Annotated in this window: 17 protein-coding genes and 6 pseudogenes; 13 read left to right on the forward strand and 10 right to left on the reverse strand. The window is 32.6% G+C overall.

The genetic code is table 11. From position 1 onward, the window contains the following. The first annotated feature begins 8 nt into the window (after positions 1-8). Positions 9-2,225 carry an MSCRAMM family protein gene (locus I580_RS01525; protein WP_143141631.1) on the forward strand — a complete coding sequence of 739 codons (2,217 nt, stop codon included), beginning with the start codon at positions 9-11 and terminating at the stop codon, positions 2,223-2,225. Here I580_RS01525 and I580_RS01530 read toward each other — a convergent pair. The 5 genes and pseudogenes from I580_RS01530 to I580_RS01550 all read right to left on the reverse strand — a co-directional run bounded on the left by I580_RS01530 (position 2,145) and on the right by I580_RS01550 (position 8,228). Next, positions 2,145-3,911: pseudogene (locus tag I580_RS01530) on the reverse strand (IS1182 family transposase). The gene I580_RS01525 and the pseudogene I580_RS01530 overlap by 81 nt on opposite strands. Positions 3,912-4,065: 154 nt before the next feature. Beyond that, positions 4,066-5,435, reverse strand: a pseudogene (locus I580_RS01535) (IS1182 family transposase). 201 nt (positions 5,436-5,636) lie between these two features. Then, the gene (locus I580_RS01540; RefSeq protein ID WP_010773074.1) at positions 5,637-6,443 is read right to left on the reverse strand and encodes an ABC transporter permease; all 807 of its coding nucleotides are present in this window, start codon (positions 6,441-6,443) and stop codon (positions 5,637-5,639) included. Further along, positions 6,436-7,419: an ABC transporter ATP-binding protein gene (locus tag I580_RS01545; protein ID WP_010773073.1), complete on the reverse strand. Its 984-nt coding sequence runs from the start codon at positions 7,417-7,419 to the stop codon at positions 6,436-6,438. Before I580_RS01545 ends, I580_RS01540 begins: the two co-directional genes overlap by 8 nt. Then, positions 7,419-8,228: an ABC transporter permease gene (locus I580_RS01550; protein ID WP_010773072.1), complete on the reverse strand. Its 810-nt coding sequence runs from the start codon at positions 8,226-8,228 to the stop codon at positions 7,419-7,421. Before I580_RS01550 ends, I580_RS01545 begins: the two co-directional genes overlap by 1 nt. Positions 8,229-8,381: 153 nt before the next feature. On the opposite strand from I580_RS01550, the gene I580_RS01555 reads away from it, so the two are divergent. The 8 genes from I580_RS01555 to I580_RS16385 are packed head-to-tail and all read left to right on the forward strand — an operon-like array spanning position 8,382 to position 17,297. Beyond that, a complete protein-coding gene (locus I580_RS01555) occupies positions 8,382-9,638 on the forward strand; it encodes an ATP-grasp domain-containing protein (protein ID WP_010773071.1) in 1,257 nt (418 codons plus the stop codon). 29 nt (positions 9,639-9,667) lie between these two features. Next, complete coding sequence (locus tag I580_RS01560) at positions 9,668-10,186, forward strand: dCTP deaminase (RefSeq protein ID WP_010773070.1); 519 nt, start codon at positions 9,668-9,670, stop codon at positions 10,184-10,186. 5 nt (positions 10,187-10,191) lie between these two features. After that, positions 10,192-10,725 (forward strand): dCTP deaminase, encoded by a 534-nt coding sequence (locus tag I580_RS01565; protein ID WP_010773069.1) that lies wholly within the window; start codon positions 10,192-10,194, stop codon positions 10,723-10,725. After that, positions 10,718-12,427: a carbamoyltransferase C-terminal domain-containing protein gene (locus tag I580_RS16380; protein ID WP_010773068.1), complete on the forward strand. Its 1,710-nt coding sequence runs from the start codon at positions 10,718-10,720 to the stop codon at positions 12,425-12,427. The genes I580_RS01565 and I580_RS16380 overlap by 8 nt, the downstream gene beginning before the upstream one ends. Next, on the forward strand, positions 12,417-13,547 hold the full coding sequence (locus I580_RS01575; protein ID WP_010773067.1) for an amino acid--tRNA ligase-related protein: 1,131 nt from the start codon (positions 12,417-12,419) through the stop codon (positions 13,545-13,547). The genes I580_RS16380 and I580_RS01575 overlap by 11 nt, the downstream gene beginning before the upstream one ends. A 29-nt stretch (positions 13,548-13,576) precedes the next feature. Then, positions 13,577-14,803, forward strand: a complete 1,227-nt coding sequence (locus I580_RS01580; RefSeq protein WP_010773066.1) for an ATP-grasp domain-containing protein — start codon at positions 13,577-13,579, stop codon at positions 14,801-14,803. Between the two features lie 14 nt (positions 14,804-14,817). Further along, complete coding sequence (locus I580_RS01585; RefSeq protein ID WP_010773065.1) at positions 14,818-15,621, forward strand: methyltransferase domain-containing protein; 804 nt, start codon at positions 14,818-14,820, stop codon at positions 15,619-15,621. An 11-nt stretch (positions 15,622-15,632) separates the two neighbouring features. Further along, positions 15,633-17,297: a carbamoyltransferase family protein gene (locus I580_RS16385; protein WP_010773064.1), complete on the forward strand. Its 1,665-nt coding sequence runs from the start codon at positions 15,633-15,635 to the stop codon at positions 17,295-17,297. A 219-nt stretch (positions 17,298-17,516) separates the two neighbouring features. Here I580_RS16385 and I580_RS17170 read toward each other — a convergent pair whose 3' ends face one another. From I580_RS17170 to I580_RS17185, 4 genes and pseudogenes are all read right to left on the reverse strand, one after another. Beyond that, a complete protein-coding gene (locus I580_RS17170) occupies positions 17,517-17,675 on the reverse strand; it encodes a transposase (RefSeq protein WP_245558664.1) in 159 nt (52 codons plus the stop codon). Between the two features lie 176 nt (positions 17,676-17,851). Then, a pseudogene (locus I580_RS17175) lies at positions 17,852-18,136 on the reverse strand (hypothetical protein); the annotation flags it as partial. Positions 18,137-18,467: 331 nt separating this feature from the next. Then, a complete protein-coding gene (locus I580_RS17180; protein WP_245558663.1) occupies positions 18,468-18,761 on the reverse strand; it encodes a hypothetical protein in 294 nt (97 codons plus the stop codon). A 6-nt stretch (positions 18,762-18,767) separates the two neighbouring features. After that, positions 18,768-18,869 (reverse strand): hypothetical protein, encoded by a 102-nt coding sequence (locus tag I580_RS17185; RefSeq protein ID WP_245558662.1) that lies wholly within the window; start codon positions 18,867-18,869, stop codon positions 18,768-18,770. Between the two features lie 355 nt (positions 18,870-19,224). Here I580_RS17185 and tnpA point away from each other — a divergent pair. The 3 genes and pseudogenes from tnpA to I580_RS01615 all read left to right on the forward strand — a co-directional run bounded on the left by tnpA (position 19,225) and on the right by I580_RS01615 (position 22,647). Then, positions 19,225-19,714, forward strand: a pseudogene (gene tnpA / locus I580_RS01600) (IS200/IS605 family transposase). 457 nt (positions 19,715-20,171) lie between these two features. Next, positions 20,172-21,341, forward strand: a pseudogene (locus I580_RS01610) (IS256 family transposase). A 463-nt stretch (positions 21,342-21,804) separates the two neighbouring features. Continuing rightward, positions 21,805-22,647: a helix-turn-helix domain-containing protein gene (locus tag I580_RS01615; RefSeq protein WP_010773059.1), complete on the forward strand. Its 843-nt coding sequence runs from the start codon at positions 21,805-21,807 to the stop codon at positions 22,645-22,647. Positions 22,648-24,067: 1,420 nt separating this feature from the next. On the opposite strand, the gene I580_RS17190 is transcribed toward I580_RS01615, so the two are convergent. Further along, positions 24,068-24,304 carry a transposase gene (locus I580_RS17190; RefSeq protein WP_345917503.1) on the reverse strand — a complete coding sequence of 79 codons (237 nt, stop codon included), beginning with the start codon at positions 24,302-24,304 and terminating at the stop codon, positions 24,068-24,070. 289 nt (positions 24,305-24,593) lie between these two features. Here I580_RS17190 and I580_RS17405 point away from each other — a divergent pair. Next, positions 24,594-24,944, forward strand: a pseudogene (locus I580_RS17405) (Y-family DNA polymerase); the annotation flags it as partial. Positions 24,945-25,137: the final 193 nt, after the last annotated feature.

The raw sequence follows: 25,137 nt of genomic DNA on the forward strand, positions 1-25,137 counted from the left end.
CACAAACCGTGGAAACCGATGGACAAGGACAAGCAATGATTAAAAATGTTCCCCATGGTACAGTTATTCAAGCAAAAGAAGTGTTTGTTCCTTCACCGTATGTTCTAGCATCTGCTGTAGGAGAGTCCGATGTGGTGGAAGGCACTATTCAAGCGGGTGAAACGATTACTTTGACTCAAAAAAATAGTCAAGCAATTGGTCAGATCATACTTGATAAATCCGGTGAACTTACTGGAAAAGACCTTTGGAATGGACAGTATTCCTTGGCTGGAAACATCTTTGAAATTCGGAAAGAGTCAGAAGAAGGTGAAATTATTCAAACAATTACGACTGACGAAAATGGTCATGCGGCTACCGAAAAAAATCTTCCTTTAGGAACGTACGTTGTGACAGAAAAACAAGCTTCCAATGGTTTTGCTAATACATTCAAACCAGTCACTGTTGAAATCAATTATGTCAACCAAACGACTGCAGTTGTTGTTGAAAATACAGAAGGCAAAAACAAAGAAGTAATTGGTTCTGCTACTTTGACAAAAGAAGATGCTGAAACAGGTAATGAATCACAAGGACGTGCGACATTACAAGGTGCACAATATGCGCTTCTTTATGAAGATGGGACTCCAGTGAAATGGACAGATGCGTTTGCTCCAGTCTTAGTTTCGGGAACAAAAGTAGAGGAAGAAGCGATTATCATTCAGATTGACGATGAAAACTTAACAATCAGCGTGGATCACTTAGCATTAGGGAAATACAAATGGCAAGAAATCACTGCTCCAGAAGGCTATCAACGTGACAAGGAAATTCCATTTGAAATCACTTATAAAGATCAACACACAGAAGTTGTGGCAATGGATCAAGTCTCGAAAGAACAAGTGATTAAATTCAATCTAGATGGATTCAAATACGTGGATTCTAAGTCCGGTGGAACGAAAACTGGCTACAATGGCATTGAGTTTTCGTTAGCACCATTGGAAAATACCAAAGGTGAAACTCAAAAATCTGTGACTGAAACGGATAAGAATGGCTATGATGGGTATTGGAACTTTACCAATGTTGCGTATGGAGATTATGTTTTAAAAGAAGAAAATACACCCCCTGGCTACAAGGCGATTAAAGATTTGTTTATCCATTCAACTTATAATCAAGAAACCGATGAATATCAATTTACCATTACTGAAGATGGGCAAAAAGAACCATTGAAAGTCACAACTATTCCGGCAGAAGAAATTCATCAAGGAAGCTCAATTATTTCTCTAGGTAAGTTGTTCTTAACCAATAATTTGGTTCGTGTACCAGAAATTCGTACATTAGCCACCGTGGATGGTGAAAAAACATTTACACCAAATCAAGAAACGCCTATGCAAGATAAAATTTCTATTTCAGGGTTGTATGAAAAAGAAGCCTATACAAATAAAATCAAATTGTGGCGTATTCAAGACAACGACTATGAGAATGCAGCCATTGTTTTTGAGACTGAAAATGATTTTGTTGCTGATGCAGAAGAAATCGAACAGGTCATTGATACCTTTGTTGATACAATAAACGATGATGAAAAGACCAAGTATGTTTGGACCGAAGAGTTGTATGATGAAGAGGGCAATAAAGTAGCGGAACACATTGACTTAGAGAATGAGGAACAAACCGTACGCCCTATCCTACCTGGGACACCAACGATTGAAACGCTCTTTATTACAAAAGACAATCAAAAAGAATTCAATCCAACAAAAAATTTAACATTGATTGATAAAGTCAAAGCAACCGTTCCTAAAAAGGATGTAGGAAACACATTTTATTATGTCACTGAATTTCATAAAGTAGATAAAGAAGGCAATGTGACTGTTCTTTATACCTATGAATCAGAGCGGAAAGCGGAAACCGAAACGTTTGAATTTGAAGTCATTTTTGACTATCAGGCAAATATGATTCAAGATGGTGAGAAAATTGTGGCTACGCATATTGCCTACTCAGATAAAGAGAAGACAAAAGAATATGTGAAACATTTTGATTTAACCAATGAAAAACAAACGTTAACTGGTAAAACGCCAAATGTACCAGAATCACCGGAACAACCGACAACGCCGACTTCTCCTAATATGCCAGGAAAATTGCCACAGACTTCTGGTGCTTTAGGAAATAAAGCTATTTTAGTCACGTTCGTAGGTGTATTTATTGCAAGTATTGCAGCAATTGCATATACAAAGAAAAAGAAAGGTATCAAAAAATAAATAGTTGAAGAGCTTGGGACATAAGTCCCAAGAACCATAAAATAGAAGACTGAAAATCGTAAAAAGGATTTTCGGTCTTCTATTTTTTAAATTATTGGAAGAATCCTTCTTATTTTCTAGCGTACTTAGCTTATATTTCCTTAAATTTACTGCCATTAGCGCGAACCCAATTTCATTGTGTGTCTGTTGTTTTCCTCGGACAGAGAAACGAGTGAACCCTAAACAAGCCTTCAGATGTCCGAAAGCGGGTTCGACGTCAATTTTTCGTTGGCGATAGAGTTTACCTGTTTCTTCTTCTGAAAGCAGCTGTTGAATCGTTGCTTTAAAGTATTCCCAGTTCATGTTCTTTTGAATCTCACGATTCTTGTCACTCTTCGCTTTTGTACATTGGCTTCGAAGAGGACAATTCGAGCAGTCTTCACATTCATAGCGTTTTAAATATCGTTTAAATCCATATTTATCTGTACGAATAGAGTAATTTCGGAAATTCATTTTCCGTTCGTTTGGACAAAGAAACGTATCCTCTAATTCTTGGTACGGCCAGTTTGCGGGAAGGAATGGGTTTTGTTTAAATTTTTTCTTTTGTTCTTTATAATACATGGCATAAGTGATAAGCGGTGTTCGCTCATGATCTTCTAAAACAGCTTGATAATTTTCTTCTCCTCCGTATCCAGCATCTGCGACAATATAGGCTGGCAGTTCAAAGAAACGCTCCTTCAAAGTGGTTAAAAAAGGGCGCAGTGTCCGTGTATCTGTTGGATTTGAGAAAAGATCGTAGCCTAAAATGTACTGACTGTTTGTGGCAATTTGAAGATTATAGCCTGCTTTCAACTGACCATTTTTCATGTGATCGTCTTTCATGCGCATAAAAGTGGCATCTGGATCTGTTCTAGAATAGCTGTTTCGTTGCCCTAGAATCTGTCTATGTTTTTGATAGGCAAGTTTTCTTTCTTTGAAGTCATGAAATAGTTTTCTGATTTTTTTCGGGACTTTCCGCTTCGAGCGTATTGATTTTCGAGTCGTGCCATCCTCTTCTTGTTCGATTTTTTCTGTAAACTTTTCGACAACCTGAGCGAGGTGTTCTTCAATCTGACCTAATTCAGTTACGGATAATTCGTTTGCGGACTCTCGCTTAATTTCAGGAATAATGGTATTTTTCACTAGTTCATCATAAAGAACGTTTGATTTTTCAGTAAGCTTTTCATCAAAGTTATCAATGGATTTTCTCCAAACAAAGGTATATTTATTTGCGTTGGCTTCAATCTTTGTGCCATCGATAAAAATGGCTTCTTCATCTATTAATTGTTCCGTGACCAATTGGCTACGGAACTGGACGAAGCACTCCCGAAGGAGGGCATTCACCAACGGGTTAACCCGAAAACGATTGATGGTTCGATAGCTAGGTTGATAACTTTGAGTGAGCCACATCATCCGAATACTGTCTTTCGTCAACGCTTCAATTTTACGACCAGAAAACACGGATTGTGTATAGGCACATAAAATCATCTTCATCATCATTTTCGGATGATAGGAAGAAGGACCCATTTGATGGTGAAAAGGAAGAAAACGTTCCTAAGGAATACTTTCAACTAATTGATCAATGGCAAACGCAATATCATTTTTTTCTAACTGAAAACTAAAATCTAGAGGAAGAACAACTTGATTTGTGGTATAATTTTTAAACATAAGAACACCTCGCTGACTTATTTGTTTAGTCACTTTTATTTTAGCAAAGGTGTTCTTATTTTTGTACAAAAAAATAATCCAGATGCCAATCAAATTGACTGGTATCTGGATTTTTCGTTAGGACTTATGTCCCAAGCTCATTTTATTTTTGTTTTTACTCAAAAATAGCGAAAAAAAAGAAAGGCTTTCTGCCTTTATCTAACCATGTTGCTAATTTTTTTAAATTTATGGCAGCAAACGTAAGCATCGTGTGTACGGCAACTTTTTCTAAGGAGCGATAGTTCGTCCACCGTAACCCATGCTTTTCTTTCGCATCTGCAAAGACACGTTCAATTGTTTCTTTCCGCCGTTTATAAATCTGACGATTGATCTCTGTGTGACGTAAGTGTTCTACTTGATCAAGATAGTCTTGCCAAATATGTCGAGTGACCACTTTTTGACATGATTTACTTATGGTACATTGAGGACGTAAGGGACAATCCTGACAAATGGAAGGCGTCGATTTGTATTCACGAGAACCTTTTCGATTAATGGTAGAGAAATGTAAAGGTTGGTTTTGAGGGCATAAGTAACAATCAAAAAATTCGTCATAGACAAACTCATTTTTTCGAAACAACTGTTTCTCTCCTCGAGGTCGAGTATAAGGTAAGACCGGACGTAAGTGATTGGTGAACAAGTAGCGAGCAATGGCTGGGGGTTTATAGGCAGCATCTGCAGCAACAGTTTGACTGTTAACGCTTCGCGTATCTTATCTAAGAGAGGGAGCACTACTTGGCTATCATGTATATTTCCAGGAGTGACGATTGTTCCAAGAATGACCCCATACTCGTCGCACACGGTGTGTGCGGAGTAAGCAAATTGCTTTTCACGTTCTCCTTTGACATAATAGCCACTTTCAGGATCAGATAGACTGATTTTTCTTTCCTTCAACTCCCTTTCAATGCTCCATCAAAAAGGGGATTTCCTTTCTTTGATTCGTTGTTCATTGATTTCTTTCTCTAATTCTTTTTGATAAGCTTTTGCTTCAATATGTGTCAATATTTTATTGAATTTGTGTTTATTCGCATTGGCTTTGATGTGCGTAGAATCCATATACAAATGTTCTTCAGTCACGAATCCTGCTTTAACCGCTTGTTCTAAAATATACGCAAAAATCTCTTCAAACAGGGTGGTTTCTCTAAAACATCGGGCATAGTTTTTTCCAAACGTCGAGAAATGAGGGATTTTTTCTGTGAAGTCAAAGCCTAAGAACCAACGATAAGCAAGATCGGTATCTATTTCTTTGATGGTTTGTCGCATGGAACGAATCCCAAATAAGTATTGAATAAAGACTAATTTGACAAGAATGACTGGGTCGATACTTGGACGTCCAAGTGTCGAATAGGTGGATTCAACAATCGGATAGATAAACTCAAACGAAATCGCCTGATCAATTTTTCGTACCAAATGATCTTGTGGCACTAAATCATCGACAGTGACCATGGCAAATTGATTTCTGCTATCGATTGAATGTTTGGACATCATAAAAGTTCTCTCCTTTAAATCCGTTTACACTGTTATTATAAAAGAAAAGACTGTAGATTTCATCCATTTTTTAGACAAAGTCCAATAAGTGGATGCTCTCTACAGCCTAGATTGATTAAAACAAATCATATTTAAAACGGTAACTATCAACATTTTTCTCAGTTCAATAATTCTGTGTTTGCATTATTTTTTTAATTACCATTAATATAATTGAAGTGAACCATTTTTTTTGTTGTTTTTCTCTGCAAAATATAAAATTAATTGCGTTAATAAAACTAATACAACCAAGGACAGTATAAATAAGAGAATCATCGTTATTTGTATTTTTTGATCTAAAAATATAGCGCGAACAATATACAAACAATATGTTGCTGGAAAGAATGAAGAAATAAATCTTCCCCATAAAGGAAAAGCTTGAACTGGCATCTTCGTTCCAGAAAATAAATTCATTGGCTCGTCAAAAATACTAAATAAATAATTAGCATCTCTACTTATCAAAAATAACGAATTCATAAAACCACCCCAAATAGTTGATGAAATAAGAATCACAAAAAAAGATAGAAAACTGAGTAACAGAACTTTTATTGAAATACTGCTAGATAATAATATTAGTAGTAATGAAAAAGAGCCGAACATCCAAACATTTGTTAAAAGCCCCCCTAATGCTCTACCATACATGAGTACAGTACGATTAACAGGTGCTAAGAATGTTGTCTCTATTGTTCCATTTTGTCTTTCAAGTATTAAGAAGAATGCACTTTGAACCATAGACCAAAAACAGTTGAAAACCAACGCACCTGTTATTAAAAAAATAATAAACTCTTTGTTGGAGTGAATATTAAAATTTTTTAAACTAGAAACATCAAAAGATTGATATGTGAAATAGGTATGGAAAAAAGTAATTATTGGCCAAATTAGTAAAGACATAAAAGTTGATAGAGAATTATGATAATTACGATATTGCTTTTTCACTTCCCCAATACACATGATTATACTACTTTTAATCATTTGTTCCCCCCCAAGTAGATAGTAATGCATCTTCTAAAGTTGGTTCAATAACATCAATTGATAAGATGGAAGTTTTTTCATCAGCAGTAGCAATTTGAATAAGTTCTTTTAAAATACTGTTAGATGATAGAATTTCAAATGTATTTTGTTTTTTTGTAGATGTAATTGATAGATAAGATGTAATATTTTTAAGACTCTCTAAAAAAGAATTTGAGTATATTTCAAAAGTAATTATTGTTTTAATAGCAGCATTAAAGTTTTTTTTAATATCTTTAGGGGTACCTTGCGAGTGTATTTCTCCGTTTTCTAATACATAAACGTAATCACAAAGTTCCTCAATTTCATTCATATAGTGTGAAGTTAAGAGAATTCCTTTATTTTCGCTTTGTGCCAATTTTTTAATATAATATCTCAACTCTTTAGCAATTAAAACATCTAAACCTAAAGTAGGTTCATCTAAAAATATATATTTTGGATTATTAATCAGTCCTCTCGCAATTTGTAATCGCTGTTTCATACCTTTAGAATATTTCTCTACAGGAATATTTGCTGCTTGTGTTAAATCTACAATTTCCAAAATATTTGTGATTCTTTCACGTAAAATATTTGAAGAAAGTCCATATAAATTACCAAAATATTCTAAGTTTTCTGTTGCCGTAAGGCGCCAGTAAAGATTTCTCTCACCCCCAGAGATTAAATTTATTTTTCTTTTTGCTTCAAAAGGCTTTTGTATTACGTCAATATTGTCTAAGAAGATACGACCTTCAGTTGGTTCTAAAAGCGTAGCTAGCATTTTGATTGTTGTTGTTTTTCCAGCTCCATTAATACCTAAGAGTCCTATGATTTGCCCTTCTGGAATATCTAGACTAATATTTTTTATTACTTTTTTTTCTTTTTTTCGAGGAGAAAACAATCCTTTAAATCCTGTATTTTCTTTTTCATAATAATTTTTTGAAACATTTTTCATAGTGATCATTAACTATACACGTCCTCAATTAATTTTTTTTCTAAAGAAATAAACCATCTATATCCAATTACAAAATAGCATGTTGATTCAAATAAGATGATAAATAATAACCTAAAACTGTCTATTGAAACAAAAGATTCCATAATAAAAGCACGTGAAAAAGTGAGTGCATGTGTTAAAGGAATAATATTACTGAAAAAATTCAACCAATTTGGTAAAAAATTTATCGGGAATGATACTCCAGTAATCATAGCTAATAACATAAAAAGTGTGTTTTGTGTGATAAAAGTATCTCTTGTAAAAATCATAATACTAGCTAAAAGAATTGACATCGAGAAACTAACTGTAGAAACAATGATTAAACAAATGATTAATTTTAAGATATCCAGTGGTGTTATCCTTGCACCAAGTAGCATGCCAAAAATAAATATAGATATAAATTCTATGAAAGTTCTACCGATTTGTTCTAAAAAACATCCTAAAAAATATCCTATTCTTGAAGCTGGTGAAAGTAAAAAAGTGTCAAGTGTACCTTCTCGAATTTCTGATATAATACTACGACCAACATTCATCAATGTAGCTACAGAAACAGCATATGCACTAAATCCTAATGTTATATATAAGACATAGTCAGTTGTATTTGTTTTCAAATCAAACATACTATTTGTTTGCCCGTTAAATACAAAATAAAAAGTAAAGATTGGAAACAATAAACTAAATATTGTTCCAATAATTCTTTGAATTATAAAAGAAAGTGGGTACGCTCTCAGAGATGTAATCCTATTTTTTTTATAAGTAGATTTAGCGGTTAAAAACATTTTGCATTCCTCCAATTATTCAGTGAACCTTTTAGAATAATCTATGTATTAGACCTTCTTCTAAAAGATTCTTTACTTTTTTTATTCGATGTTTTATATTTAGTATGAATATAATTATATCATAGACTAAAAAAAATTAAAGGAGTTATTAAAGTGAATATTATCTTATATAGATATTCTCCTTGGATATCGAAACTGAATTTTTTAAATTATGACAATAGTATTTTATTTGTTCCAATAAAACAAAAAGATGCTTACGAGAAATATGCGATACAGTTTGAACAGTTTCCTAGAATTGAGTATTTTAAGGAATTTACACTAAAAGAATTTGTGAAAGTAATTGATTATTTAATAAAGGAAGAAGCACTAGTAATCAATTCTATTACAACTCAATGTGAAGAGGATATTATAGACGCGGGTCTTCTAAATGACTTTTATAAGTCTGAATACTCAGAAGGTTTTATCAACACATGCTTTAGAGATAAATATGTCATGCGGAGTTTTCTACAAGGAGTTATTGAACAACCTGATTTTCAATTAATCTCAAGTCCTTCGGATATTGAAGACTTTAAAAAACGAAATTCAAATAATGATTATGTTATAAAGCACCGTTTAGGATTTGGAACGAAATCTGTAAGAAAAATTTCTTCATCAACTGTAATTGATACAGTTGATTATGTAGATGGTATTTATTCTGGTAATTATTTAATTGAAAATTATGTACCTGATACAATGATGGTTTCAAATGATGGTTATGCTATAGGTTCAGAAATAAAGCATTTTTTTGTTCATGATTATGATCAGTCAGTTTTAACTGTTGTGGAAAGTACACATGAACACATTGTCAGAACAAGTCATTTATACAAAAAAAATATCAATTTAATAGAAAAGATGAAAGAAACTAGTCAAAAAATACTGAAAAGATTTAATGCTCTTTCAGCAATTAATCCATTCCATATTGAATGGTTTATTAATCCAAAACAAGGACAGCTAATTTTATGTGAGATTGCTAGGAGATATGGAGGTGCAAGTATTCCATCCTTAGTTTTAAATTCATTTCATGTGGATTTACTAAAAGAATATTGGGAAAATATTTCGCTTGATAAGGTTGTAGATACACCTATGGAATTAGAGTTGCCATCTATTATATCTGTATCTTATCAAAGAACAGCAGAGGAAGGAATTTTGAAGTCTTTACCAGAAGATGCATTATTTGAATGGACGAATTTTTACTATAATTTTTTTCAAAAAAATCAAAAAATTACTTATAAAAAAGAGGAACAAATTCCAGTATATTTTATTGCGGAATTCTCATGTCAAGATGACAATGATTACCAGCATAAAAAACAGAAAATGAAGCTGTTATCAGACATGTTTATAGTAGAAAAATCAAAAGTATATTTTGAGTAAAGGTAAAATATAAATGGAGTGAAAACGATATGATTTTAACCGGAAATGAAATTACAAAAGAATTTTATTCAGGAAAAATTAAATTTTCTCAATTCGACATGGTAAAAATAGGAACAAATTCTTATGATTTATGTTTAGGATCAGAACTGATTTTTTATCAAGATGATATCCTAGATGTAAAAAAAGAAAATAAATATAAAATAATAGAAATTCCCGATGAAGGGATTGTTATTCCTAAACATTCATTCTGTTTAGGTTCCAGTTCAATAAAATTAGGTTCAGATTTTTATGTCCCAATTATTCATGGTAAATCAACAACTGCACGTATGGGATTGTTTGTCCATATTACTGCTGATTTAATTGATATCGGTTTTTATGGAACTACGACATTTCAACTGCATAATTTATTGCCAATTAAATTGTATAAAGGAATGCCTATTGCTCAAGTCTCATTTTGGAAACCTAAAGGAGATATCGTTTTATATGATGGGAAATATCAAGGTGCTGAAACACCTTTAACATCAAAAGTTTATAAGGATTTTAGGTGATAAATATGATACTTACAGGGGCAGAAATTATTAAGGAAGTTAAAGAACAATATATTTTCATCGAACCATTTCATAAAGAAAATGTTAATCCTAATAGTTATAATTATACATTAAATAAAGAGTTAATAAAGATTTATCACGATTCAATAACTAATGAAATTCGAGAAGAAAAATTATCATTGACAGAACAAGGATACATCTTAGAACCAGGAATCCTTTATTTAGGTGTAACAAACGAAAAAATTGGTAGTAGTAAATATGCTACATCTCTTATAGGCAGAAGTAGCGTAGGTCGATTGGGAATTCATTTGCAAATATCGGCAAATTTAGGACATACAGGAACGTATCATAGATGGACGTTAGAGATCAGAGCTGCAAAAAAAATTCGAGTGTATCCGAATATGAAAATCGGACAAGTCTCTTTTTGGTGTAATCAAGGACAAATTGACTTGTATCAAGGTGTGTATAAAGAATTTAATTCTCCTCATAAAGCAATTGAAGATAAAATATTTAGTGAAAGGTTGAATAAAAATGAGTAAAGTATTAGCAATACACAATTCTTTTTTTACTGATGTAAATGAATTTACAAGTGACGGCAATGTTTCGTTAATGATAGATGGAAAGTTGATCAATTCTATTGCAACTGAAAGAGTCACTCGTAATAAATATGATGGGAGCTTTATTTCATCTGTTGAAACAATTTTAGAAAGAAATTCTTTACAATTGACAGAAATTGATACAGTACTATTATGTGGATTTGGAAAACATATAGATGAGAAAAAAGAAGAAATTGATATATATAGACAAATAAAGAATATATTTTCTAGAAATACTGAAATTATTTACTATCCTTCACATCATGAAGTTCACGCATGGTGTGGTTTAGCAGAAAACAGCGAAGCCAATTCATTAATTGCAGTAATTGACAATAGCGGAAGTATTTTAAAATATGATAGCAACTCAACTAATTTAGAACATGCTAGTGTTGAACAAACCAGTTATTATTTTTGGGATGGGGAAAAATTAGAATTAGTTGCACGTGATCATAATGACTTTGAAGATTTAGGATATGGACGTTTCTATAGCAAAGTAACTAGGTACATTGGTTTTGACTCCTATCATGATGCAGGTAAAACAATGGGGTTAGCTCCTATACATCTAGAATCTTCAATGTTTCCGAATCCATATATTGAAAAAGATAATCGTGAAGTAACAGAGCTTTCACATATTAAGCAGGATATTGAGGGATTACAAGATTTAAGTTATTGGTTTAACAAACAGGGAATTAATATACCACAACCGTTTTCTGGTAATAAATTTAGTAGTTACCAAGCACGTTTAGCTAAATGGGCACAAGAGACAATTGAACAATCAATTATTCGAAGAATAAAAAAACTGAAAGAGAACTATGATTTTGAAAGAATTATTATGATAGGTGGCGTTGCACTTAACTCTGTTTTGAATGAAGCAATAGAGAATCAATTAGAATTACCAGTGATTATACCATCTTCACCAGGAGACTCAGGTCTTTCCATCGGTTTATTAGCAAAATATAACTTTACTAAATATGGTAAAACGAAACTAGCAGGCTATTCGGCATACTTAGGATTCGAATATACAGACGATGAAGTAGTAAATGTATTATCTAAATATGAAGAGCAATTAGAATATCACAACTCTAATGAAGTTATCCAAGACACTGCAAGATTATTAAATAGTAATAAAATTGTTAGTTGGTATCAAGGTCGAAGTGAATTTGGACCACGTGCATTAGGGAATAGATCGATTTTAGCAAATCCCTCTAATCCTTGGATGAAGGAAATTATCAATAATGAAATTAAATGTAGAGAATGGTTTCGTCCATTTGCTCCATCTATACTAAAAGAAAAATTGTCAGAATATTTTACAAGTTTTTCAAATGATTTTGATTATATGATGAAGACTGCACAAACAAAAAAAGACAAGGCATCACTAATTCCTTCTGTTATTCATAATGACTATAGTGCAAGAGTTCAAACGGTAACTAAAGAAAATTGTCCATTATATTATCAATTAATTCATGCATTTTACGAATTAAGCGGACTACCTATTGTATTGAATACAAGTTTTAATTTAGGTGGTATGCCTTTAGTTGAGTCTCCAGAGGATGCTGTTAATTGTTTTTTAAGTAGTGATTATATTGATGTACTAGTAATTCATGACTATATTATACAAAAAAAGTTGGTTAATTATGCAAGTTAATAAAGTATTTAAGGTTATAAAAGTAATACAATATCATAAGAAATTTTTGAAAATTATTGCAACACATAATTTTCATTATTATATTATTGTTTTGAAAAATGGAAACTATAATCAATTACCTCAAGAAAATAATTCAATTTCAGTAAAGGGCAAATACCAAATTTATCAAAATCAAATAGAGATTATAGCTGATGAATTGACTGTTTTGAAAGCAGATTATAAAAAAAAATTTGATAGTCTCCAAGCTGAGAAAAATCAACGTCTATACATTAGGTCAGAGGCTACCAAACAAGTATATCGTATTTTAACTGAAAAAGGTCTTTTGCCAGTTCAATCACCAACGATTACGTCAAAGTGGGTTAAAGGAAATACTAATCCTTTTAAAATAAGCTATTATGGCAAAGAAAGATTTTTATCTATCAGCAACATGGTTTATCATCAATTAATGATTAGCAATGGAATGTCTGATATTTTCGAATTAGGCAAACTACATCGAGAAGAGCTGTCTAGTGGGAAAATGAAGTTATCCGAGTTTACTACTCTTGATATTTCAAGAAGTTTTTGTCAAATAGACGATATTTGTTCCTTATTTGAAGAATTAATTATTGAATTATGGCTTTCATTATCCAAAATAGATTTATTAAATCTAACTCTTATTGAAGAAGTTAGATTTGATCGAATTAATTATCAAGACTTATTAAAAAAATCAGGTCAAAAGTCTTTTACCGGATCTCAATTACCGGCAAAATGCAGAAATTATCTTCAAACTAATTTTAGTTCATTTGTGTGGGTGACTAATTTCGATGTAAGAAAACGGCCATTTTATACTAAAAGCTACAATGGGATCTCTATTGATGCACAATTATGGTATCGTGGTAAGCAATATTTTGCAGCAGGATCTGAAATAGAAACAGATATAGAAAAAATACTAGATAACATGAATATTAGAGGGAATGATCCTAAACTATATAGAGAATATCTATCATCAATGAAAAATGGTTTCCCACCTATGGCTATGATAGGAATGGGATTTGAAATGCTTCTTTCTCATCTATTTAAGGAAAGCTTCACAATTGATTATGCATATTTTCCTAGAGTGGAACATGGAGATTTCTTTTAACAATTAATTAAGAAGAGGGTGGAATTATAATGGCTATACTTTGTATTAAGTGTTCAGAAAAGCAAATTCAAATCATTAGAGAATTGGAACATGAAGTTGTTTATATATGTGATGAGTGGGATCGTAAAAATTTAGCTTTTTTGAGTAATTTAGAGTTATTCAAAAAGAAAATATCAGTAAATAATTTGGACTCAATTGAAGAGCTATCTTCTGCTTTTGTAGATATATTAGAAGATAACATTTCTATCAATTCAATAATTTCAGGAGCCGAATATGGGATTTTCGCTTATGGAATTTTGAAGACACTATTTGAAAATACTAACAGTGGTGTTCGCTTAGCAATTGATAGTAGGGATAAGCGTGCTATGAAAGAAATTTTTAAAAAAGCTGGGGTAAAGCATGCAAATTATTACCCACAATATTCTTCCGAAGATTTTAATACTGGTGTGAACCATGGATTAAATTATCCATTGGTAGTGAAGCCAGTCACTGGAACAGGAACTTTTAATACAGAGATTGTCAAAACGGCTGTAGAATTAGCAACTTACTTCGAGCAGTTGCAATTTCATCCAGCGCTGGTAAACAAGAAAGTAACTCTAGAAGAATACATTGTCGGAGAAGAATATCATGTGGATATTCTGTGGAGAGAAGGTACTCCTCTATTCACTTCTATAGGAAAATACTATATTCCAAGAATTTTAATTGCCAATGATAAAAAGAAGAATGGGTCGTATACTATTCTCTATGAGAAGCATAAAGAATTATATGATCAAGTAATTAAAATACATGAAAAAATTAATAATTTAATTCAATTTCCAACTGGTGTAACTCACAGTGAATTTTTTATTAAAGATGGCGAAATCTATTTTTCTGAAATTGCTATAAGATACGGTGGTGCACGAATTCCTGAAATGATTCAAAATACGTATGGGATAGATTTGGTAGAAGAATGGCTAAAACAAGAATCTGGAGAATATGAAGAAATTCAACCAAAGCAGAGTAACTTAAAATATACTTCTTGGTTAAATTTAGTTCCTGAAGAAGCTGGTATTATTGAAAAAATTCCAACAAAAGAAGAATTTTTTCAATTTCCATGGATTAAAGATGTTTACTATCACATGAGAGAAGGTGATGAGATTACATTTACAAATCCGAGTGAATGGTTATGTTGTATTATTTTTGAAGCTGACAGCGAAGAAATGTTGATGAACAGAGTTGATGAAATTTATCAACATTTTAGAATCGTGACAAAATGAGGTGGCAACTAAGAATGGAAAAAGAAATCAAAGAAAATCAATTAGCTTGGGAACAAGCATCTAAATATCATCAAGAAGCTTTAGGAGACTTTTATGATTTGGCTTTTCAGAAGGAAGAATTTATGGAACTTAGCTTTTCCGAAGAAGCTTATTTTTCTAATAAATCATTAGGTAATTTAAAAATCGCTCATTTATGTTGTAATAATGGTAAAGAAGTGTTCTCTTTAGCTAAACTTAATGCATTGGAAGCTGTGGGTTTTGATTTTAATCAAATAGTTATTGATGAAGCAAAGAATAGGACAAAATTATTAAAACTTAATAATGTCAAATTTATTCAGTCTGAGATAGGAGATATTGATTCAAAATATAATAAAAATTTTGATATTGTCTTAGTAAATGTAGGAACTTTAGGTTGGTTTCCTTCATTAGATTATTTTTTTTCAACAGTTAGTCGAATGCTTAAACCTAATGGAGAAGTATTTATCAATGATATCCATCCTTTCTGCGAGATTTTAAATGATGATCGTAATGAAAGTTTATCCCCACTAGAGGTGACGGGTTCATACTTCTCAAAGCAACCTTTTTTTAATGAAAAAGGTATAGATTATATTGGTAAGAAACAATATAAATCTTTGAAGAGTAATTGGTACAATTTTACGATATCAGAATTGTTAAATAGCCTAGTCAAAAATAATTTAGATTTAATAAGTTTTGAGGAGTACTCGGAAGATATTGGGGGAATTTATCCTATTTTGAAAGAACAAGCAGTAAAAGTCCCTCTTTCCTTTAGTATAGTTGCAAAACGAAATAATTTATAGGAGTGATTTAGATGAATGTTTTAGGAATCAGTGGTATATTTGGGCACGATGCAGCAGCGTGCCTTTCTATGGATGGGAAAATTATTGCATTTGCAGAAGAAGAACGATTTTCTAGAAAGCGTTTTTCATTTGGGGATTACCCTATAAAAGCAACGTTATATTGTTTACAAGAAGCAAAAATAGATATATCAGCAATAGATATTTTAGCCGTTTCCATTAATCCAGAGCTTGATAGGGAAGCAGAGTTATTCCAAGATTATGGGGAACGTTTTTTAATGGAGTTAGGTATTGTAGAAGAAGATTGGCCAATTATTGAATACTGGGATCATCATTTATGTCATGCTGCATCTAGTTACTATAGTTCTGGTTACAAACAAGCAATCAGTATTGTACTTGATGGTAATGGTGAACGAAATGCAACCTCTATTTTTGTCTGTGAAAAAGGTGAAATATTGGAAATGGAGTCACGAGATATTTCTCAAAGTTTAGGGCATTTTTACAAATCAGTTTGTATGTACAATGGACTGGGGAGATATTCAGAAGGAAAATTAATGGGTTTAGCAGCCTATGGCGACCCTATATATAAATTTTCCCCGATTGAAATTAATGAAGATTATGGTTATTTTATTAACCTTGGAAGGGCTAATCATTATTTACCACAGGAATATCGTTATAAACAAATCCAAAACGAATGGTTAGATTGGCTAGAAAAAAACTATGGTGAAGAAAATTTAACTAAACAAACTTGGTCAAGAATGAACGGTATTTCGACAGAAGTCCATTTTTCAGAAAAATATAAAAATTTAGCCGCAAGTGCACAGGAAATTTTGAATCAGATGATTATCTCTATTATTCGTTATGCAATTAATAAGTATCAAATTAAAAATATTTGTATTTCAGGAGGTGTAGGACTAAACTGTTCAACTAATGGATATCTAACGGAGCAAAATATTACAGATTTGTACATCATTCCTGTTGCAAATGACGCTGGGGGGGCGTTAGGAGCTTGCTACCTTTCAAGCAGGGAACATAACGTCTTACCTCAACAATTAGACACTGTATATCTTGGCCCTGATTTTACAGACCAACAGATAATTGATTTATTAGACACGAAAAAAATTCCTTATCAATATATTAACAATGTAGAAGAGTTTGCTGCAAAAAAAATAGCTTTAGGCAAAATTATTGGTTGGTTTCAAGGAAGAATGGAGATGGGTCCAAGAGCGTTAGGAAATAGATCAATAGTTGCCCTACCTAACAGTATTGAGATTCGTGATAAAGTGAATATTATTAAAGGGCGGGAATCTTGGAGACCGTTATCTCCATCTATTATTGAAGAAGATATAAAAAGATTTGTGGACTTCCCTTCAAAATTTATGCTTAGAGGTTTGCATGTCAAAGATTTATATAAGAAAGATATTTTAGGAGCAGTTCACGTTGATGGTACAGCCAGAGTACAAACTGTATCAAGGGAAGATAACGAAAAATACTACAAATTGTTAGAACAGGTAAAAAAAGAAACTGGTGTCGGAGCAGTATTGAATACGTCCTTTAATATAGGTGGAGAACCGTTAGTATGTAATCCTAGAGATGCTATTAAAACTTTTTATGATAGTGAACTAGACTACCTAATCATGGGTAATATTGTTTTATCTAAAAGTGAGAAGTTGCAATAATAAGAGGAAAAGTTGCCACTAAATCTTTATAATTGAATTTCTGTTAACGATAAAAGATTGTAACATTTGATTCTTTATATAACTATATGGAGAGAAGAAAGTATTTACTATAGCTTACTGTGTGTGAAAAGAGGCTGTGACATAAGTAGTTTCAATTCGTAACAAAAAAAGTAGCACATCTCGAAAATCTGCGAAAGATGTTCAGAGATGTGCTGTTTTTTAGGCGAAACGGGTGGTTGTTCGTTTACGCACCGCCAATTTCATCATATTAAGGACCAGAACCACTAGTCCGGTTTCTTTCTTCACCTTGTCCAACCCTCGAACGTGGTAACGAGTGAAACCCAAGCAAGCCTTCGCCTGGCCAAACACAGATTCCATGTCACTTTTTCTTCACGCGTAGATTTTCCCTGTCTCCGCATTGAAAGCAGTGTCACTTGTTTGGCTTTGAAATACTCCCATAAAGGATTGATTGTTATTTTTCTGGTATGGCCTTTAGGTATTAAGGCGCCTCAATTACCTGGTTGTTCTCATCATATTTCTCTATTTGATATTCTTTAAAGTCTTTCACGAGGCCCTCCTTGTCCGTTTGGGTACAGTAGGCATGAAAATAAAAAACGGATGCCAGTTGGATTCGTGTAACTATCCTCTTCTTCATCATACATCCAGTTCATCACTTTGCGTTCGTCACTTTTCCACTTCTTACTTTGTTCTTTGAGCATGGTGGCATAAGGAATAAGCGCCATGTGCTGTGGATAATGATCCGCCAACTGGCGATAATTTTTTTCTAATCCATAGCCTGCATCGGCAACGACTATGGTTTCTTCGGGTAGTATCAGTTTATTTAGAAAAGGAAGGAGCGTTTTCGTATCTGTTGGGTTTTGGTAAACCTCATACCCTAGAACCTATTGATTAGCTGTCCATTACCGCATAGAATCCTCTTTCACACGCATAAAGGTGGCATCAACATCCATTTTTGAATAGCTATTGCGGTTTCCACAACGAGCGAGACGAAGCTAATGATCCGCCGTTTTTTCTCGTCCTTCAGATAGCTGGCAATTTTGGGCTTTCAGTTTCCGACGTTGTTATTTTGCCGGATTAGGAGAAATCTTGCCAGTTTCTGCCACTTCTTTTTCTAAGGCTTCTAAAAAGTAGCTCTATCGTGTCAGTACTTCATCCAATCGATTGAAGTTGAGATCTGACCCTTCGGGAATAGGCTTCTTTCAGCTCAGTCATTAAAGCCAAGGTGTTTTCACGATTCATTTGATCGTAGCGAATGGTACTTTTTTTCCAAACAAAACTATACTTATTGGCATCCGCTAAAATCTTCGTACCATCAATAAATAGGGCATCATCAATGAGTTGACGTTCTCGTAAATAGCTCGTTAACGCTTCTAGACCTTGAGCCACCAGTGTCTCGACATCGTTAGAAATGCGAAAGAGTGCAATCGTGCGATACGAAGTCACTCATTCTTATGTTAACCAGCGTGCAGGCAAATTTTCTTCTGCCAGCTGTTCAATTTTACGACTGGTAAAGACACTGCGATTGTATGTAAATAAAACCAGTTTGAGCATTAAACTTAAATCACACGCACGTGGTCTGCCAAAAAGATAGGGTTCTTGAGTTGAAGTGCTTCAACAAGTTCGTGAATAAATCAAGCGGTGTTCTCTTTGTTAGGAATATATGACGTGATTATATCCAAAGTGAGTTGATTCATGTTATAATTAGTCATGTTTTTTTAGTCCTTTCGAGGATTGGAATGGGCGTATAGGCATTCACCTATACGCTTTTATTATGTGTATTGAAAACCCCTGGCTAAGCCGGGGGTTCCAAAGAGCTTCCAGCGAGGTATTAAAAAAGCCTCCTAAAGATTATAAGATGAAATTGGTTTCCCGACCACCACATCCATCAACTTAGGAGGTGCCTATTATGAAAAAGGCTAATGAAAGTTTATCACACACAACATGGAAATGTAAGTATCACATCGTTTTTGCACCAAAGTATAGACGACAAGTGATTTATGGAAAGTATAAGAAAAGTATAGGTGAGATCATCCGCACGTTATGTGAGAGAAAAGGGGTGGAAATTATCGAAGCAAATGCCTGTAGAGAACATATTCACTTACTCGTAAGTATTCCACCAAAATATAGTGTATCAGGTTTTGTAGGCTATCTAAAAGGCAAGAGTAGTTGACAGACATGCGAATTCGAAGTATCGGTATGGGAACCGAAAATTCTGGTGTAGAGGATATTACGTTGATACAGTAGGAAGAAATAAGAAGCAGATTGAAGAATATATTCGAAATCAAGTACAAGAAGATTATACAGCGGATTAGCTAACCCTGTTTGAAGAGTATGATCCGTTTACAGGACAAAAAACAAGAAGAAGTGAAAGAGATTCTTTAAGGATCAGTGAGTAAAAGTGGTGCAAGGGGGAAATCTTTCAGGAAGCCTTTTAGGCTATAGCCGGTAAAAGAGGCTTTCAGCCGAAGAACAAACCTCCAGTTCACACTGGAGGTTTTGATTTTTACCTAAAAATGCCAGTGAAATTACGGGAAACACGTTTCTTTCACTGGCATTTTTTCGAGACTTATGTCACAGCCTCTTTTCGTGTATCTTGAAGACATCGTAATATGCCCCTGCAAGACAATAATTTAGTATCGTCCATATATATAGATAAACATCTCAGTCAACTCTATGGGGAAATAGTTATTTAAGTATATAAATATTTTAAAATAATAAGATATTACTATCAATAGAAGAGAATATCGATAGCGTAAAATATTTTGTGTAAATAGATATTTAGGGTAGAAAAAAAGAAAGTCCATTCTGTAAAATTAAAGTTACCACACAGAAATTTTATAGGAGGACTTTCTCATGCCCAATTTTACTACAGAAATAATGGAAACACTAATCAATAAAGGAGATTTAGATGATTTATTTCGACGTCACCTAGAATTAGCTATTAATACATTGTTATAAGCAGAGTTAACTGCTTTTCTTGATTATGAAAAATATGATCGTGCCGGCTTTAATTCAGGTAATTCCCGTAATGGGAATTATTCACGTGCATTTAAAACAGAATATGGAGAATTAAATTTGGTGATTCCTAGAGATCGAAACGGAGAATTTTCTCAACAAACTTTACCTGCTTATAAAAGAACTAATGACTCTTTAGGAATCACTATTATTCAGCTATTTCAAAAAGGCATTACTGTGTCTGAAATCTCTGAATTAATTGAAAAAATGTATGGTCATCACTATACGCCACAGGCCATTTCAAATATGACTCAAATAGTTTCTGAAGAGGTTATCGCCTTTAAAGAAAGGTCCCTAGAATCCAGATACTCTGTCATTTTTATGGACGCTACTCACATTCCTTTAAAAAGGCAAACTGTTTCAAAAGAAGCAGTTTATATTGTGATTGGTATTCGATTAGATGGAACCAAAGAGGTTCTTGGGTTTAGTCTTGCTCCAACTGAATCTGCTTATGTTTGGAAAGAGATTCTTCAAGACCTAAAAAATCGTGGTTTAAAAGAGGTTTTATTAGTCGTAACGGATGGTTTAAGTGGCATTCATGATAGTATTCATAGTGTTTATCCAAATGCTCAAGTTCAACAATGTTGTGTCCATCTATCTAGAAATATCGCTCATAAGGTTCGTGTGAGTGATCGAGAAGAAATCTGTAATGATTTCAAATTGGTTTATCAAGCAAGTTCAAAAGAAGAAGCAACTAATCAAATACGTTTTATGATAGATAAATGGAAAAAGCAGTATCCACGAGTAGTCAAGTTACTCATGACCCCTGCTATGTTAACCTTTTATAATTTTCCTCCGTCAATCAGAAGAACCATTTATTCAACTAATTTGATTGAAGGTTTTAACAAACAATTGAAGAAATATACCAAAAGAAAAGAGCAATTTCCTAATGAAGAATCTCTGGAGAGATTCCTGGTAGTTCAATTCAACAACTATAATCAAAAGTTTCTCTGCCGAGTTCATAAAGGATTTAAAGAAATACAAGATACATTAGAGTCGATGTTTTAATCTAAACAGCAGAATGGATTTTTCCATTTACACATAATTTTTGACACAACCAGAATAGCACAACTTTACTATAGATTACTTTGATCTATAATAATATTATTCATATAATCTTATTGGGAAATATAAATATATTGAAATTAGATTTATCTTGTATAAAATAGGATTATGATATTTAGAAATTTTTTCTGTTTATAATATTATATAAAGAGATACAATAACAATTTATAGAGACTTAATAGTAAAACTTAAAGTTACTATACTTCAAGTTTAGATAATAGATATCTAAGCTATAATGTTATATAGTCATATATGTAAATGTTTTGAGTACATTTATCAGCTAGTATAATGTTCTAATTATTTTCAGTAAAAAATTAATATCCCAGCATCATTTTTTTCTATTTATAATATTATTTAAATTATAAAATTAGTAGATGGTCTGAATTGTAGGAGAAGGAGGATTTTTGTGATTCGAGTAGATGGTAATAAAATAAAAGAACTACGTAAGAAAAAAGGTCTGACTCAAAACGATTTATCAGAAAACGTTTGTAAGCAGGCAACTATTAGTAATATTGAGAGAAAAGATTATTGTAATAACCTTACTATTCTAGGACAGATTTGTTCTAAATTAGAAATCGAATTGGCTGATGTATTAATAGATAGTGAAGAAAAAAGAGAGGCTAAAATATTAGATGAAGTTGAATCTTTGTGTACATTAGGGCAACATGCAGAAGCCCTATCACTGTTAGACACTAACATTATTAGCGAACAAAATCTAGATGAACATTTGTTAGCTCAATATTATTATTTGAAGGGAATTACTCTTTTGATTGGAAAAAAAGATACTGAAAAATGTATTGTTTATTTCCACAGAGCATTAAACCAAGAGTCGGTAGATTGTATATATAGAATACTAGCTAAAAGTAGTATGGGCATAGCTTTTTCAATGAAAAAAGAATATCTTTTGGCTGAAGAATACTATAATGATTCAGTAAAATTAATTGATTCATTAGAGAAGAAACCGATTAATTTAAATAAAGTCTTTTATAATAGTGCTAAGCTAGCAAGTGATCAATTGAATTTCAAAAAAGCATTGATTTTATGTAATAAAGGGATTCAGTTGAATCAAGAGTACCAATCAACTGAACTTCTGGATTTTCTTCTTTATGAAAAAGCTTTCAATTTGTATAAATTAGGGAACCCTGAAAGTATAGAAATATATAATAATGCTCTATTTATAGCTAAGTTTAATAATAATGAGTATTTACCCAAAGTTATAGAAACTGATTTGAAAAATTTTCTCAAATAGATATATAGAATGTAAACACTGAAAAATTTAAGGATAGAGAGCACTAAAAATTCACGAAATTTTTTTTATTTTCCCATAGAATTCTTTGGAAGCGAAGTAACTTTGTTCAATTGTTACTTCGCTTTTTTGCAATAATAGTACTATAGCAAAAAAGAAAACTTTCAGTATTTATTAGTACATAACAACCATGGTTAGATATAAATAGAATAGTTGAACTAGCATCATAAAAAATTAGGCTAGTTGTTTTAGGTCAAACGGAGAGCTGTTATATATAAGATAAAAATTTTAATTCAAATAGAATCTCAAGATAATGAAAGTATTTAAGATAATGATGTAATTATTATTCAATCAACCAGATATAAAATAAATTAAAAAGATTATTATACTGAAGTTAATAATAGTGATGGAGGTAGTATAATGGGGAAGTACTGGTATTATTTAATTATATAATACAGTTTGCTCTATATCTCAGTTTAACAATGATATGCTATAGAAAATAGTGATTGAACTTAATATTAAATAATATTAGAGTCTTTATCATTTGATTTTATATAATCGATATATAACTGAGAATATTACATACCGATTATATAATTGTTTAGAGCATGTTGTGATTGAATACACATTTTCTATACATTTGTAGCATTTCCAGTAGGTCTAACATTTTCAATTACATTTAATAAATAATTTAATAAATTGTTATCCATTTTTAACACCCACCTCCTATTTTTTGATATCATATATATTATAAAATGACGGTATTGATTTGTCCAGAAGAAAAAAATTTTAAAATTATTTAAGCAGAAGATAACAATTTAAAAGGTTATAAAAGAAAATTATATAATATATCACTAGTGTTGCACAGATATTACCTGAATAATCAGAAAACTATCTTTCGCTAAAAATTTCTAAAAAGTCGAATGCTGACGCAGCGGATGACTATTTTTTCAGAAATTTTTAACAGTTATTCGAATTTTGGCCTGTAAAACGATACTGTGTTGAGAGTAATCAATCAACCAGATCTATGGTGTTTGAGCCAATTTTCTGCGGGTTCAAACATCAAATAATGGAACAACCTTTTTAGTTGAAACAATGTCGCTGACGTGTTCAGTTCAATCTTCACCAAATAGGTCAAAAGGGTTGCAATCAAGGTGAGTATGACTTGATTGATCGCTCCTTGTTCGCTTTGAGAGTAAAGACGTTTGATTGTCAGGTTCTGTTTCAAATGCTTAAAGAACAACTCGATCTACCAGCGTGCTTGGTACATGTCCGCCACTTCATTTGGCGAACGTCCATTCTATTGGTGACGATTCTAAGTAGCTTCTGCCCCTTTGTAAGAACTGTCACGAGTCGAAAGCGTTCGGTCACATGGTTGCCACCGCTACCGAGAATCACCTGTTGATCGCTTATAATCGTGCCATCATTGTTTTTTTGGATCGGCGACCTCGATTTGGCTCAGAACGGTGAGCTTTGTATTACACTTTGTTCTTGTCACAAAGAAATACCCCTCGTTGTGTAATCGATTAAGTACTTTGTAATCAAAATAACCTCGATCAACGACATAAGTTGCTTCCGTTTTATCGACGAGACATTCAAAGTGATTCCGATCGTGTTCTTCGGCATTGGTGATGGCGAAGCTTTCCGGGTACTGATAGATAACAGAGTTTCAAATGCAGCTTGATGCCGGATTTTGTTTTTCGAAACTTCTCCCAAGGAAATAAGATTTTATTCAGTGGAATCTTTGTTGAATCAATGAGTTGAAGACTGGTTGTTTTTGAACTCGGCCGTTGCCTAGAAACTTTGATGGCTAACTGCGTAAAGATTTCCATCAAGACTTCTTGGCTCAACTCCGCGTTTTTGCGGGACAACGAGCTGTGGCAAAGAGAATTAATCCCCCATTTCTTTACAGAGACGCGGATCTAAAAAGGCACGATTTCCTTACCCAGATTGCTCCACCTAGAATGGCACTATACATGCATAAGAATATGGAAATAAACAATATCTATAAAAAATATCCTGACGAAAAAATCACCATGTGTATAGTGTGGATGAATCCTTTGTGGATGTGACCAGTGGGTTAAAGATGTATGGTGTTGCTAATGTTTATGAAATGGAACGGTTGATTCAAATTGATATTCATAAACAGTTAGGGTTGTATACCACAGTTGGATAGGAGATAATCCTTTGATTGCCAAATTAGCTTTGGTAATGGCAGTAAACATAGCAAAGATATGAAAGCAGAATGGCGTTACAGCAATATTCCAGAAACTGTCTGGAACATTGACCAATTAGAAGAGATTCGGAGTTTTTTACTGTAGTATTGGAATTAGTTCTAACACTTTTTTATATTTTGAAAAAATTAAAGTACCTAATGAAATTTTCAGATACTAACCAAATTCTCAACACTATATATTTAAAAGTAAAATATAACTTTTTGATTAATACCTGAATAATTCATACTTTTTCATTTAACGTTTTTTTCTCGAAAAG

The sequence above is a fragment of the Enterococcus caccae ATCC BAA-1240 genome (assembly GCF_000407145.1).
GTDB lineage: Bacteria > Bacillota > Bacilli > Lactobacillales > Enterococcaceae > Enterococcus_L > Enterococcus_L caccae.

Bases quoted from the DNA above. Each gene is read 5' to 3' on its own strand.
- I580_RS01575 (WP_010773067.1), top strand. From the start codon at position 12,417: ATGCAAGTTAATAAAGTATTTAAGGTTATAAAAGTAATACAATATCAT.
- I580_RS01545 (WP_010773073.1), bottom strand. From the start codon at position 7,419: ATGATCACTATGAAAAATGTTTCAAAAAATTATTATGAAAAAGAAAAT.
- I580_RS17185 (WP_245558662.1), bottom strand. From the start codon at position 18,869: ATGCTCAAACTGGTTTTATTTACATACAATCGCAGTGTCTTTACCAGT.
- I580_RS01580 (WP_010773066.1), top strand. From the start codon at position 13,577: ATGGCTATACTTTGTATTAAGTGTTCAGAAAAGCAAATTCAAATCATT.
- I580_RS16380 (WP_010773068.1), top strand. From the start codon at position 10,718: ATGAGTAAAGTATTAGCAATACACAATTCTTTTTTTACTGATGTAAAT.
- I580_RS17170 (WP_245558664.1), bottom strand. From the start codon at position 17,675: ATGGAATCTGTGTTTGGCCAGGCGAAGGCTTGCTTGGGTTTCACTCGT.
- I580_RS01585 (WP_010773065.1), top strand. From the start codon at position 14,818: ATGGAAAAAGAAATCAAAGAAAATCAATTAGCTTGGGAACAAGCATCT.
- I580_RS01550 (WP_010773072.1), bottom strand. From the start codon at position 8,228: ATGTTTTTAACCGCTAAATCTACTTATAAAAAAAATAGGATTACATCT.
- I580_RS16385 (WP_010773064.1), top strand. From the start codon at position 15,633: ATGAATGTTTTAGGAATCAGTGGTATATTTGGGCACGATGCAGCAGCG.
- I580_RS01540 (WP_010773074.1), bottom strand. From the start codon at position 6,443: ATGATTAAAAGTAGTATAATCATGTGTATTGGGGAAGTGAAAAAGCAA.
- I580_RS01560 (WP_010773070.1), top strand. From the start codon at position 9,668: ATGATTTTAACCGGAAATGAAATTACAAAAGAATTTTATTCAGGAAAA.
- I580_RS01565 (WP_010773069.1), top strand. From the start codon at position 10,192: ATGATACTTACAGGGGCAGAAATTATTAAGGAAGTTAAAGAACAATAT.